The sequence below is a fragment of the Streptomyces sp. NPDC050806 genome (genome assembly GCF_055586425.1).
This window is the reverse complement of sequence record NZ_JBVJIF010000008.1, coordinates 274,518-287,187: the sequence shown is the minus strand read 5'-3', so window position 1 is coordinate 287,187 and position 12,670 is coordinate 274,518. Positions and strand designations below refer to the sequence as shown.

The window sequence follows — 12,670 nt, the reverse complement described above, 5'->3', positions numbered from 1 at the left end:
GGTGGGGCCACGAGGGACGCGGGCGGCTCCCCGACGTACGCTGCCCGGCATGACCACCACGGACGAAACCCCCGAGGCCCACGCCTTCCGTGACCTGCTGCGCAGCCTGCGGGTCTGGACCGGCGAGCTGCCGGAGTTCGACCCGGACACGGCGCCCGCTGCGCCGCTTCCGCTGTTCCGGCAGTGGCTCGGCGAGGCGGCCGCCGCGGGCGTTCCGGAGCCGCACACGATGACGCTGGCCACCGCGGACGCGGCGGGCGCCCCGTCCGCCCGGATCGTGATGCTGCACGACGCCGACGAGGACGGCTGGCACTTCGCCTCGCACCGAGGCAGCCGCAAGGGCCGTGAGCTGGCCGCCCGCCCGCGCGCCGCGCTGTGCTTCTACTGGCCGCTGGTCGCGCGCCAGGTGCGGGTCACCGGGGAGGTCGTCGCCGGCACTCCCGAGGAGAGCGCGGCCGACCTGCACCGCCGTTCCCCCGGCGCGCTGGCCGCGGCACTCGTGGGGCGGCAGAGCGAGGTCCTGGACTCCCGTGCCGAGCTGGACCGGGCCTCGGCGGAGTCCTGGGAACGGGCGCAGCGCGAGCCGGACGCCGACGTGCCGAGCTGGACGGCGTACGTGCTGCGCCCCGAGGAGGTGGAGTTCTTCCAGGGCGACGACCGCCGCCGCCACCTACGGCTGAGCTACCGGCGGTCGGACGACGGCTGGCAGCGGGTCCTGCTGTGGCCGTGACGCCGCCGGTCGGCCGGGCGGAGCCGGACCGACCCCGACGCCGCTCGTCGGCCGGGCCCGGTCGGGGTCGTTGGGCCCGCAGTGGCCTCGGCGGCCGTCCGGGGCTTCGGCGGCCGTCCGGGGCCTCAGAAGCGCTGGTACATGATGTGCAGTCCGACGTACCCCTTCGTCGGGTGCAGGAAGCCCTCCGGCAGGGTCGTCATGATCTCGAAGCCCAGTGACCGCCACAGCGCCACCGCGCCCGTGTTGCTCTCCACGACGGCGTTGAACTGCATCGCGCGGTAGCCCTCGGCGCGGGCCCAGCGGAGCGCGTACTCGCCCATGGCCCGGCCGACGCCCTTGCCGCCGTGCGCCGGGTCGACCATGAAGCTCGCGCCGGCGATGTGGGAGGCCGCGCCCATGTGGTTGGGGTTCATCTTGGCCGAGCCCAGGACCGTGCCGTCCTCGTCGACCGCCACGGCCGTGTGGCCCGGCGGGGCGAGCATCCACAGCGCGCGGCCCGCCTCCTTGTCGAGGTCGCGCGGGTAGGTGTACGTCTCCCCGGCGGCCACGATCGCGTGGAAGAACGGCCAGACGGCGTCCCAGTCCTCGGTGGTGGCTTCTCTGATCCGCATCCGCCCAGGGTCCCGCCGCCCGCGGCGCGGTGCCACCGAATAACCGCCGGAGTCGCCGACCGGTGGCCGACCCCGGCCGCCGATCGGCGGCCGGGGTCGGCCACCCGGCGACGTCCGAGGACCGCTGCCACCGGCCACCGGCCCGCCGGCTACCGGTCCACCGGTTACCGGTCCGCCGGCCGGAAGACCGGGACGGCGGGCCCGTCCTCGCCGTCGGTGCGGAAGCCGGCCCGCAGCGCCATCCCGATGCGCAGCTCCGCCTCGGGGCAGTCGACGACCTCGGTCATCATCCGCGGTCCTTCGGCGAGGTCCACGACGGCGGCCGTGTACGGCACACGGCCGCCGAACGGCGGCAGGTCGTTCCGGTGCACCACGGACCAGGTGTAGAGCGTGGCGCGGCCGCTCGCCTCCTCCCAGATCACGTCCTCGCTCCAGCAGCGCGGGCAGAACTCCCGGGGGTAGTGGTGCGCCACGCCGCAGTCCGCGGCCCGGCAGCGCCGGATCAGCAGCCGCCCGTCCGCCGCCGCGTCCCAGTAGGGCCGGGTGAAGGCATCGGTCTCGGGCAGGTCGTACCGGGGTGCGGTACCGGTCATCGGAAGAGTCCCATCGCGGCGTCGAGCGACCAGGTCTGCCAGCTCATCGCGCCGAGCGCGACGAGCGAGATGAGGGCCATCATCGAGTTCTGCCCCTGCTCGGCCCAGTCGTGGATCATCAGTACGAGGTAGAGCAGGTTGAGCAGCAGCCCGGCGACCAGCGCGACCGGCGTGAGGAAGCCGAGGACGAGCCCGGCCCCGAGCGCGAGTTCGGCGTGGACGACGACGTGTGCCATCACCTTGGGGCGGGGCCGTACGACCACGTCGAAGCCGCGGCGCACGGCGGCCCAGCGGTGCTCGGCCGCCACGTCGGCGGCCCACGCGATGCCCGTACCCCGCTCGAACCAGGCCTTCTTGTCCTTGTGGCGCCAGCTCTCCAGCCACCACAGGCCCAGGCCGATACGGAGCACGGCGAGCCATTCGGGGCCGCCGAGCCAGATCGTCTGCATCGCACCTCCCGCACGCCGCATATTATTGACGGCTCGTCAGATTCAGTGGGAGGTGACAGTTCAGCGGAGAGCGGGGAGGTACGCAAGAGGGGTCGCAGCATGAGCCGACTCCCGCCGAGTACGGCTTGCGCGGGGCATTCCTGACTGGCCGTCAGTTATGTAACCTGACTGAGCGTCAGATACGTAACGGCGGTCAGACGGGAGCGGCGAAGCGATGCTGGGATCCACTCATGGCACCCTCACCACGCACTCGCGGCCCGCCCGGGTCGTGGCCTGCGACGGCACGACGCCGCGGGCCGTGCACGGGACGGCAGGCCCGGGCACCGGCCCCGGGGCCGGCACGGGCGTCGGCGGCCGGGGCGACACCGGCGTCCTGGACGTGAGCGGGCGTCCGCTCGCCGCGGCCGTACCGGACCTGGACCGCTTCTTCCGGCCCGAGTCCGTGGCCGTCGTCGGCGCCTCGGACAGCGAAGGGCGGCCCCACACCGGCATCACCCGCCGGCTGGTCGACTGGGCCGAACGGGTCGGCGCCCGGCTCCACCCGGTCAATCCGGGCCGCGCCACCGTCTTCGGTCTGCCCTGTCACGCCTCCGTCTCCGACCTGCCGGAGCAGGTCGATCTCGCCGTCCTGCTGGTCGCCGACCCGCTGCCGGTCGTCGAGGAACTGGCGGGCAGCGGGGTGAGGTTCGCGGTCGCCTTCGCCTCCGGCTTCGCGGAGACCGGCGCGGACGGCGCGGCCGCCCAGGAACGGCTGGCCGCGGCCGTCGCCCGATCGGGGATCCGGCTGCTCGGCCCGAACACCAACCTCAACGCGTTCGAGACGTTCCGCGAGGACCTGGACGGGCCGTCGATCGCGCTGATCACTCAGTCGGGGCACCAGGGCCGCCCCGTCTTCGCCCTCCAGGAACTCGGCATCCGCCTCTCCCACTGGGCCCCCACCGGCAACGAGGCCGACCTGGAGACCGCGGACTTCCTCTCCTACTTCGCCTCCCGTCCCGAGGTCGGCGCCATCGCCGCGTACGTGGAAGGGCTCAAGGACGGCCGCAGCTTCCTGCTCGCCGCCGACCACGCGGCGCGCAACAAGGTGCCGGTCGTCGCCGTGAAGGTCGGCCGCACCGAGACCGGCGCCCGTACCGCCGCCTCGCACACCGGCAAGCTCACCGGCGCCGACGAGGTGGTGGACGCTGCGATGCGGCAGTTCGGCGTGGTCCGCGTGGACGGCCTGGACGAGCTGCAGGACACCGCGGCGCTGCTCGCCAGGGCCAGGCCGCCGGCCGCCGAGGGCATCGCCGTCTATTCGATATCGGGCGGCACCGGCGCGCACTTCGCCGACCTGGCGACCGCGGCGGGGCTGCGGCTGCCCACGCTGGGCGAGAAGAAGCAGCGGGAGCTGCACCAGTGGATCCCGGACTACCTCGGCGTCGCCAACCCGATCGACAACGGCGGCCACCCGGTCGGTGACTGGCGCGGCCGGAAGATCATCGACGCGATCCTGGCCGACCCGTCCGTCGGCGTGCTGATCTGCCCGATCACCGGCCCCTTCCCGCCGATGAGCGACAAGCTGGCGCAGGACCTGGTGGACGCGGCGGAGCAGACGGACAAGCTGGTGTGCGTGGTCTGGGGCTCGCCCGTCGGCACCGAGGACGCCTACCGGAAGACCCTGCTCGGCTCCTCGCGGGTGGCCACCTTCCGCACCTTCGCGAACTGCATCACGGCCGTCCGCGCCCACCTGGAGCACCACCGCTTCACCGCCTCCTACCGCTCCCCCTTCGAGGACGCGCCGCGCACCCCCTCGCCCTCCGCGCGCAAGGCGCAGGCGCTGCTGCGCCCGGGCGAGCAGCTCAGCGAGCACGCCGGGAAGCAGCTGCTGCGCGCCTACGGCATCCGCGTGCCCCGCGAGCAGCTGGTGACCAGCGCGGCGGGGGCCGTCCGGGCCGCGGCCCAGATCGGCTACCCCGTCGTCATGAAGGCCTCCGGCCCGCGGCTGGCGCACAAGAGCGAGCTGGGGCTGGTGAAGATCGGGCTGACCTCGGCCAGTCAGGTCCGGGACGCCTACCGCGAGCTGACGGACATCGCGCGCTACGACGACCTGCCGCTGGACGGCGTGCTGGTCTGCCAGATGGTCGAGCCGGGGGTGGAGATGGTGGTCGGCGTGACGCCCGATCCCCTCTTCGGGCCGACCGTGACCGTGGGGCTGGGCGGGGTGCTCATCGAGGTCCTGCGGGACACGGCGGTCGCGGTGCCGCCCTTCGGCGAGGACCAGGCGCGCGCGGCGCTCGGCCGGCTGCGCGGCGGCGCGCTGCTGGACGGGGTCAGGGGGGCGGCCCCGGCCGACACCGACGCGCTGGTCGAGGTCATGCTGCGGGTCCAGCGGATGGCGCTGGAGCTAGCCGACGGACTGGCCGAGCTGGACATCAATCCCCTGGTCGTCCTGCCGAAGGGGCAGGGCGCCGTGGCGCTCGACGCGCTCGCGGTCTGCCACTGAACGCCGCCCGGCCGCAGCCGCCGTACGCCACCGTGAACCCGCTCGCGACCGCATCCGAAGCTGGAGCTGCCCGACCATGACGACCTCCCCCGACGGTCCCGGCGGGACCTCCGACTCCTCCGATTCCTTGATACTCCGCACCACTGACAACGGCGTGCTGTGGATCACCCTCAACCGGCCGCAGGCGCTGCACGCCCTCACCGCCGACCAGCGGGAACGCATCATCGCGCGGCTCGCGGACGCCTCCGCCGACCCGGCCGTGCGCGCCGTGGTGCTCACCGCCACCGGCCGGGCGTTCTGCGCGGGCGCCGACCTCCGCGGCCCGGACGCCGGGACCGCACCGGGCGGCGGTGCCCCGGAGCGGATCGCGGGCGATGTCGCGCGGCTGATCCGGCAGGGTGCCCAGCGCCTGATCGCCGCGGTCATGGACTGCGAGAAGCCGGTCGTCGCGGCGGTGAACGGCACCGCCGCCGGCCTCGGCGCGCACCTGGCGTTCGCCTGCGACCTGGTGCTCGCGGCCGAATCGGCGGTGTTCATCGAGGTGTTCGCGCGCCGCGGGCTGGTGCCGGACGGCGGCGGCGCGTACCTGCTGCCCCGGCTGGTCGGGCCGCAGCGGGCCAAGGAGCTGATGTTCTTCGGCGACGCGGTGCCGGCCGCCGAGGCGGAGCGGATCGGCCTGGTCAACCGGGTGGTACCGGACGGCGACCTGGCGAAGACGGCAGCCGCCTGGGCGGACCGGCTGGCGGCCGGCCCGACGCGTGCCCTCGCCCTGACCAAGCAGCTGGTCAACGGCTCGCTGGAGGCCGACCGCGGCGCGGCCTTCGCCGCCGAGGCCGCCGCTCAGGAGATCAACATGACGACGGCGGACGCGCAGGAGGGGGTGGCGGCCTTCGTGGCGCGCCGCTCCCCCGCGTACCGGGGCCGCTGACCCCGCCCTCGTGGTGCGCCGCCGCGCGCGGTCTCCGCGACGGCGCGCCACGGCACCGCGGCTACGTCTGCTCGCTGGGGCAGAGCGGTACCTGGTGGACGTCGCGGGTGTGGACGGCCGGCAGCCAGCCCTCGGCGCCCTCCATGGACGTCACCCGGTACCAGCGGTTGGCGATGGCACCGGTCCGGTCCCGTACGAGGCGGCCGTCGGTGATGACGCACTCCGTGGCCAGCCGGTCCTTGTTCCAGACCCGGCCCGCCACGTTGCCGGGCGCCGAGTACGCCTGGTGCGGGTCCCGCGCCAGGCGGAGCGCGCACCGGTCGGTACGGGCCTTCTCGCACGTCGGTTCGCTGTTGTAGACGGTGACCTCCAGCCCCGTGCCGGGTCCGGGAGGCGAGGGGCGCTCGCCACTCGTACCGACCATCCGCCACACCCCGAAGGCCAGCGCCAGTGCCGCCACGACGAACAGCGTGGTCATCAACTGCGGCCGCCTGCGCAGGTACGACAGGGGGTTGCGCGGGGCTCCCGGGGCGGGCGCGGACTCGGCGATGCGGGTCCACAGCCCGGGAGGTGGCTGGATTTCCTCGTCGGCGGCACGGAGCCGCTCGCGCAATATCGTTTCAGCAGCGCGCCGCCCCCGGCCGTTCCGATAGCCGGTCCGGTGGTTCCGCTGCCCGCCGCCGGGGCCGCCGCGCGGACCACCCACGGAACCGCCGCCGGTACCGCCCCGGCCGTTGCCCGGCCCCGTGGCTCCGTCCTCCGGGTCCACCGGGCCGTTCCCCGGGTCCACGTGCGTGTTGCCCGTGTCGTTCCGCTCCACGTGTGCTCACCTCCCCGCGAGGTCGTACGGCGAAGCGGCGAGGTACTCCCGTAACCGCTCCAGGGCGCGCCTTCGGTGCCGGACCGCCGTGCACCGCTGCACCTTCATGATCCTGGCGGCCTTCCCGAGGGTGTAGCCGTCCAGGTCGACAAGGATGACCAGGCCGGCCTGGCGGTGCGTGAGCCGGCTCAGCAGCCGTACCGCCTCCAGTTCCGCCTGCCGGCGCTCGCGCCGGCCGTCCCAGCCGGCCCCGGGCAGCTCGCGCATGAGCGCGCCGCTGCCGGGCCCGTCGTCCGGTCCGCCCTCACCGATCAGCGCCTGCCGCCGCTCCCGGCGGTCCGTCTCCCGGGCCACGCTCAGCAGGGCGGTGAAGGCGCGGGCGTACGGCTCGGGGTGGGCCAGGAAGCGGTACGGGCGCGCGGCGAGCTTCAGGTAGGTCTCGTGCACGATGTCCTCCGCCGCCTGCCGGGACCCTGCCAGCAGCACGGCGCGCCGGTAGAGCCGCGGAAGCAGTCCGCTGAAGACGTCGTCGAAGGACGGCGACGGAAAGGGTGACGACGGCATCGCATCGGCCATGAGGTGGAACTCTCCCGAATCCGATACGGGTCCGGCCGTGAGGGAGATACCCGGCATGATCCGCCGCCAACCGGCCGTATACCGACAATCATTCGGTTCGCCGCCGATCCGCCACCGGGCGCCGCCCGCGCAGCCCGCCCAGACCCGCACGCCCCGCCACTACCCATCTGACGGCCCATCAGATTCAATGGGCAGGGAGGAAGGGAGCGCAGCATGATGGGTCATGCCGGCATGGCGGCCACGGCGGTGCGCTATCTGCGCGCGGTGGGCGCCGCCACCTCGGCCCCCGCGGCACCCGGGCCCGGGGCTCCGCCCGATGTCCCGCCCGGCGGCCCGGGAGCGGCCGCCAGGCCCGTTCTGCGGGCCGTGCGCGAGGACGAGCGGGCCCCGGTCGACGGCGCCGAATTCCGGCGCGTGCTGGGCCATTTCGCGAGCGGCGTCACGATCGTCACGGCACCCGGCGACGCGGCGGCGCCCGCGCCCGCCGGCTTCGCCTGCCAGTCGTTCGCCTCGCTGTCCCTCGATCCGCCGCTGGTGGCCTTCATGGTGGCGCGCACGTCGACGACCTGGCCGCGGATCGCCCGGGCCGGCGTCTTCTGCGTGAACGTCCTGGGCGCGGACCAGGGTGCGCTGTGCCGCGCCTTCGCGGTGCGCGGCGCCGACAAGTTCGCCGGGGTCCGGCACACCCCGGCGCCGGTGAGCGGATCGCCGCTGCTGGCGGGCGTACCGGCGTGGATCGACTGCACCGTGCAGGCCGTCCACACCGGCGGCGACCACCTGGTCGTGGTGGGGAAGGTGGACGCGCTCGGCACGGACGAGACCGCGGCCGCCACGGGGCCGCTGCTCTTCCACCGGGGCGGTTTCGGGGAGTTCAGGCCGTTGCGGGACTGACCCTTCGCCGGATCACCAGCGCCATCAGGACCGCCAGGGCGCACAGCGCTCCGGAGGCGTACCAGACCGGGTCGTACGTCCCCAGGGTGTCGCGCGCCAGGCCGCCCACGAAGGCGATGAGCGCCGCGCCCACTTGGTGGGAGGCCAGGACCCACCCGAAGACGATCGCGGCGTCCTCCCCGTAGTGCTCGCGGCACAGCGCAATCGTGGGCGGCACGGTCGCGACCCAGTCCAGCCCGTAGAAGACGATGAAGAAGAGCATCGGCGGATGCACGGCGTCCGAGAGCAGCATCGGCAGGAACATCAGGGAGACACCGCGCAGCCCGTAGTAGGCGGCGAGGAGCCGGCGGCTGTCGAAGCGGTCGGTGAACCAGCCGGAGGCGACCGTCCCGAGGATGTCGAAGACCCCGATGACCGCGAGCAGCGAGGCGGCCAGTGTCATCGGCATGCCGTGGTCGTGGGCCGCGGGCACGAAGTGCGTCTTGACCAGGCCGTTCGTGGTGGCGCCGCAGATCGCGAAGGTACCGGCGAGCAGCCAGAAGGGCCCGGTGCGCGCGGCGTCGGCGAGCGCCGTCAGCGCACGCTTGGCGGCGCCTCGCCGGGGCGCGGGCCGGGGCACGAACTCGCGTGCGCCGTACGGCGCCAGGCCCACGTCCGCCGGGTGGTCGCGGAGCAGCAGCCAGACCAGCGGTACGACGGCCAGGGCGGTCAGCGTGACCGTGACGGCCGCGGGCCGCCAGCCGTGGCTCTCCACGATCCAGGACAGCAGCGGCAGGAAGACCAGCTGCCCGGAGGCGCCCCCGGCGGTGAGGATGCCGGTCACCAGGCCGCGCCGCTCGACGAACCAGCGGCCGGTGACGGTCGCGGCGAAGGCCAGCGCCATGGAACCGCTGCCCAGGCCGACCAGGACGCCCCAGTAGAGGATCAGTTGCCAGGAGGCGGTCATCCCTACGGTGAGCCCGGCACCGGCCGCGATCACCACGAGCGCGGCGGCGACGACCCGGCGGATGCCGAAACGGTCCATCAGCGCGGCGGCGAACGGCGCGGTGAGCCCGTACAGGGCGAGGTTGACCGAGACCGCGAACCCGATGGTGCCGCGCGACCAGTGGAACTCCTCGTGCAGCGGCTCGATCAGCAGGCCCGGGAGCGAAGCGAAACCGGCGGCGCCGACGAGGGTGAGGAAGGTGACCGCGGCGACGGACCAGGCGCGGTGCGGCCCGCGCCGCCGGGTGGGCGGTACCGATGCCGTCGAGGCTTCTCGGAGTTCTGGAGTCTGCGTCACCCGATCAGCTTCCGGCAGCGGGCAGCGCCCGGCGAGTGGCCTGATGGCCACGATCCATCAGGATCGGGCCATCAGCAGGTCGAACGGCCGCGGGTCAGAACAGCAGCAGGTCGGAAGGGCCGCAGGTCAGAAGAGCAGCACCCCGCGCGCCACGCGCCCCGCCTCCGCGTCCGCCACCGCCTCGGCGAAGTCCTCCACGGGGTACGTCCGGGTCACCAGCTCGTCCAGCAGCAGCCGCCCCGCCCGGTACAGCGCGGCATAGCGCGCGATGTCCCGCTGCGGCCGCGAGGAGCCGTACCGGCAGCCCAGGATCGACTTGTCCAGGTACATCGAGGACACCAGGAACGAGGCCTCCGCGTCGGCCGGCGGGACACCCAGCAGGACCGCCTGGCCGTGCCGGTCGAGCAGGTCGACCGCCTGCCGGATCAGCCGCGTACTGCCCACGCACTCGAAGGTGTGGTCGGCCCCCGTCGGCAGGACGGCGCGTACCGCCGCGACGGTGCCCGGCTCGGTCGAGGCGTCCACGAAGTGCGTCGCGCCGAACTGCCGGGCCGCCGCCTCCTTCGCCGGATTCGCGTCGACCGCGACGATCGTGGTCGCGCCCGCGATGCGGGCGCCCTGCAGGACGTTCAGGCCGATACCGCCCGCCCCGATGACCACCACCGACTCGCCGTGGCCCACCCGGGCGCGGTTGAGCACGGCCCCGACCCCGGTCAGCACGCCGCACCCCAGGAGCGCGGCGGAGGCCATCGGGAGGTCATCGGGGATCTTCACCGCCTGGACGGCGCTGACGACGGTGCGTTCGGCGAAGGCGGAGTTCGCGGCGAAGTTGAAGAGCCGGGTGTCACCGCGGCGGAACGGCCTGCCGGGCCTGCCGATCGCCCGCCGGCACATCGTCGGCCGGCCCCGGTCGCACTCCGCGCAGGTCCCGCAGTTGGCGAGCGTGGACAGCGCGACATGGTCGCCCGGTGCCACGTGCGACACGCCGTCCCCCACGGCCTCGACGACCCCGGCGCCCTCGTGGCCCAGCACGACCGGCACCGGAAAGGGGATCGTCCCGTCGACCACCGACACGTCGCTGTGACACAGCCCCGCCGCGCGGATGCCGACCAGCACCTCCCCCGGGCCCGGATCGCGCACCTCCAGGTCCGTGACGACCTGCGGCGCCTTCCCGTCGAAGATCACACCGCGCACGAGGGCCACCTCTCCTCCACCGGACCCTCGGGGGCGCCGGCCGTCCGGCCCCGGCTAGGCATTGGGCCGCTCCCCGGCCGACGCCGCGGCTGCCATCTCCTCCAGGCGGGCCAGCATCGGCATGGGGTCGGTCCCGACCGTCCCCGGGAGGAAGCCGGCGATCTTCTCCGGGGTCCAGGGGCCGTCGGCGTACCCGGCGCGCAGTTCGCGGGGCTGGGCCCAGACCGCGATCTTCGGCCCGGCGACCGTGTACACCTGCCCGGTGATCCGCTCCTCCTTGGCGCGGTCGCTCAACAGGTAGACGACCAGGGCCGCGACGTCCTCGGGTTCGCCGATCTCCGTGAGTTCCATGGGGACGCCGGCGGACATCCGGGTGCGCGCGACGGGCGCCACGGCGTTCGCGGTCACGCCGTACTTGTGCAGGCCCAGCGCCGCGCTGCGCACGAGGGAGATGATCCCGCCCTTGGCGGCGGAGTAGTTGGCCTGGGAGACGCTGCCCTGGTGGTTCCCGCTGGTGAAGCCGATGAGGGTGCCGGCCTTCTGGCGGCGCATCACCGCGGCGGCGGCCCGGAAGACGGTGAACGTCCCCTTGAGGTGGGTGGCGAGCACCGGGTCCCACTCCGCCTCGGACATGTTGAAGAGCATCCGTTCGCGCAGGATGCCGGCCACGCACACCACGCCGTCGATGCGCCCGTACCGGGCGAGGGCCGTGTCGACGATGCGCTGCCCGCCGTCCATCGTGGCCACGTCGTCGGCGACCGCGACGGCCTCGCCGCCGGCCGCCTCGATCTCCTTCACCACCCCGGTGGCGACCTCGCTGCTGGGTTCGCTGCCGTCCATCGAGACGCCGTAATCGTTGACGATCACCTTGGCGCCCTCGGCGGCGGCCGCGAGGGCCACGGCCCGCCCGATGCCGCGGCCGGCCCCGGTGACGGCGACCACCTTGCCGGTCAAGAAGTTCCCCATGCCGCGCCCCTTCCCGCAGTTTCTGACGGACCGTTAGATTTTTGAGCAGACGCGGTACGAAGACAAGCCCCACGGCCGAATCACCCGAGGAGGGCCCATGCCCCTGCCGCAGGAGTTCCACGACATCGCCGGACGCGTGAACAACTGGGGTCGGTGGGGCCCGGACGACGAGCGGGGCACCCTGAACCTGATCACCGCCGACGTGGTGCGCGCCGCCGCCGCGAGCGTCGTCAGCGGCCTGCGCGTCCCGCTCGCGCTGCCGCTCCAGCAGGACGGCGTGCAGACCGGCGCCATCCCGGGGCGGGTCAACCCGCTGCACACGATGGTCGCGGTCAACCATGAGATGTTCGGCCCCGACACGGTCGCGACCAGCGACGACGTGGTGACCATGGGCCTGCAGGCGGCCACCCACTGGGACGGCCTCGCCCATGTCTCGCACTCGGGGCGGCTCTACAACGGCCGCCCGGCCACCGCCGTCACCGCCCACGCGGGCGCCACCGCGCTCGGCATCGAGAAGGTGCCGCCGGTCGTCTCCCGCGGGGTACTGCTGGACGTGGCCCGCGTACGCGACGGCGGCGGCGACCGCCCGCTGGACGGCGCGCACGCCGTCACCCCGGAGGACCTGGCGGCGGCGGAGGAACTGGCGGGCACGGCCGTACGCGCGGGCGACGTGGTGCTCGTACGCACCGGGCAGATACGGCGCTACCTGGCGGGCGACAAGCAGGGGTACGCGTTCCCCTCACCGGGGCTGTCGGTGCGCACCCCGGAGTGGTTCCACGCCCGCGACGTCGCCGCGGTCGCCACGGACACCCTCACCTTCGAGATCTTCCCGCCGGAGATCGAGAACCTGTGGATGCCCGTGCACGCACTGCACCTGGTCGAGATGGGGATGCTGCAGGGCCAGAACTGGAACCTGGAGGAGCTGTCGGCGTCCTGTGCGGCCGAGGGACGGCACACGTTCCTGCTCTCGGCGGTGGCCGAGCCGTTCACCGGGGGCGCGGGGGCGCCGGTCGCACCCGTGGCGGTGCTGTAGCGGCCGGGCCTCGGGGCGCCCGGCCGAGGTGGCGGTGCGCCCATGCGCACCCCGAGCGCGGCACCGCGGACCGCCACCCGGCTCCGGGCGCGACCCGCACTCGCCGAGG

The 12,670-nt window shown here is 74.1% G+C and carries 13 protein-coding genes; 5 read left to right on the top strand and 8 right to left on the bottom strand.

Annotated features, from left to right (window positions below):
• Nucleotides 1–49: 49 nt before the first annotated feature.
• Entirely contained in the window at nucleotides 50–730 is a 681-nt protein-coding gene (locus ACZ6WH_RS26140; protein WP_469731077.1) for a pyridoxine/pyridoxamine 5'-phosphate oxidase, read from the top strand.
• A 125-nt stretch (nucleotides 731–855) separates the two neighbouring features.
• On the opposite strand, the gene ACZ6WH_RS26135 is transcribed toward ACZ6WH_RS26140, so the two are convergent.
• From ACZ6WH_RS26135 to ACZ6WH_RS26125, 3 genes are all read right to left on the bottom strand, one after another.
• The gene (locus ACZ6WH_RS26135) at nucleotides 856–1,344 is read right to left on the bottom strand and encodes a GNAT family N-acetyltransferase (RefSeq protein WP_469731075.1); all 489 of its coding nucleotides are present in this window, start codon (nucleotides 1,342–1,344) and stop codon (nucleotides 856–858) included.
• Nucleotides 1,345–1,508: 164 nt separating this feature from the next.
• On the bottom strand, nucleotides 1,509–1,937 hold the full coding sequence (locus ACZ6WH_RS26130) for a Zn-ribbon domain-containing OB-fold protein (RefSeq protein WP_469731073.1): 429 nt from the start codon (nucleotides 1,935–1,937) through the stop codon (nucleotides 1,509–1,511).
• On the bottom strand, nucleotides 1,934–2,386 hold the full coding sequence (locus tag ACZ6WH_RS26125) for a DoxX family protein (RefSeq protein ID WP_469731072.1): 453 nt from the start codon (nucleotides 2,384–2,386) through the stop codon (nucleotides 1,934–1,936). Before ACZ6WH_RS26125 ends, ACZ6WH_RS26130 begins: the two co-directional genes overlap by 4 nt.
• Nucleotides 2,387–2,600: 214 nt before the next feature.
• Between ACZ6WH_RS26125 and ACZ6WH_RS26120 the strand changes: the two genes are divergently transcribed.
• Both ACZ6WH_RS26120 and ACZ6WH_RS26115 read left to right on the top strand, forming a co-directional pair.
• A complete protein-coding gene (locus ACZ6WH_RS26120; protein WP_469731070.1) occupies nucleotides 2,601–4,871 on the top strand; it encodes an acetate--CoA ligase family protein in 2,271 nt (756 codons plus the stop codon).
• Between the two features lie 76 nt (nucleotides 4,872–4,947).
• Nucleotides 4,948–5,799, top strand: a complete 852-nt coding sequence (locus ACZ6WH_RS26115; protein WP_469731068.1) for an enoyl-CoA hydratase/isomerase family protein — start codon at nucleotides 4,948–4,950, stop codon at nucleotides 5,797–5,799.
• A 61-nt stretch (nucleotides 5,800–5,860) separates the two neighbouring features.
• Here ACZ6WH_RS26115 and ACZ6WH_RS26110 read toward each other — a convergent pair whose 3' ends face one another.
• Complete coding sequence (locus ACZ6WH_RS26110) at nucleotides 5,861–6,619, bottom strand: hypothetical protein (protein WP_432855886.1); 759 nt, start codon at nucleotides 6,617–6,619, stop codon at nucleotides 5,861–5,863.
• A 6-nt stretch (nucleotides 6,620–6,625) separates the two neighbouring features.
• On the bottom strand, nucleotides 6,626–7,195 hold the full coding sequence (locus tag ACZ6WH_RS26105; RefSeq protein ID WP_432855889.1) for an RNA polymerase sigma factor: 570 nt from the start codon (nucleotides 7,193–7,195) through the stop codon (nucleotides 6,626–6,628).
• Between the two features lie 231 nt (nucleotides 7,196–7,426).
• Between ACZ6WH_RS26105 and ACZ6WH_RS26100 the strand changes: the two genes are divergently transcribed.
• Entirely contained in the window at nucleotides 7,427–8,086 is a 660-nt protein-coding gene (locus ACZ6WH_RS26100) for a flavin reductase family protein (protein ID WP_469731386.1), read from the top strand.
• Here the strand turns inward: ACZ6WH_RS26100 and ACZ6WH_RS26095 are convergent.
• The 3 genes from ACZ6WH_RS26095 to ACZ6WH_RS26085 all read right to left on the bottom strand — a co-directional run bounded on the left by ACZ6WH_RS26095 (nucleotide 8,067) and on the right by ACZ6WH_RS26085 (nucleotide 11,528).
• The gene (locus ACZ6WH_RS26095; RefSeq protein ID WP_469731065.1) at nucleotides 8,067–9,368 is read right to left on the bottom strand and encodes an MFS transporter; all 1,302 of its coding nucleotides are present in this window, start codon (nucleotides 9,366–9,368) and stop codon (nucleotides 8,067–8,069) included. The genes ACZ6WH_RS26100 and ACZ6WH_RS26095 overlap by 20 nt on opposite strands.
• 126 nt (nucleotides 9,369–9,494) lie before the next feature.
• Nucleotides 9,495–10,562 (bottom strand): Zn-dependent alcohol dehydrogenase, encoded by a 1,068-nt coding sequence (locus tag ACZ6WH_RS26090; protein WP_469731063.1) that lies wholly within the window; start codon nucleotides 10,560–10,562, stop codon nucleotides 9,495–9,497.
• A 54-nt stretch (nucleotides 10,563–10,616) separates the two neighbouring features.
• Entirely contained in the window at nucleotides 10,617–11,528 is a 912-nt protein-coding gene (locus ACZ6WH_RS26085; RefSeq protein WP_432855898.1) for an SDR family NAD(P)-dependent oxidoreductase, read from the bottom strand.
• A gap of 97 nt (nucleotides 11,529–11,625) precedes the next feature.
• Here ACZ6WH_RS26085 and ACZ6WH_RS26080 point away from each other — a divergent pair, with 97 nt between their 5' ends.
• Nucleotides 11,626–12,561, top strand: a complete 936-nt coding sequence (locus tag ACZ6WH_RS26080; protein WP_469731061.1) for a cyclase family protein — start codon at nucleotides 11,626–11,628, stop codon at nucleotides 12,559–12,561.
• The last annotated feature ends 109 nt before the right edge of the window (nucleotides 12,562–12,670 follow it).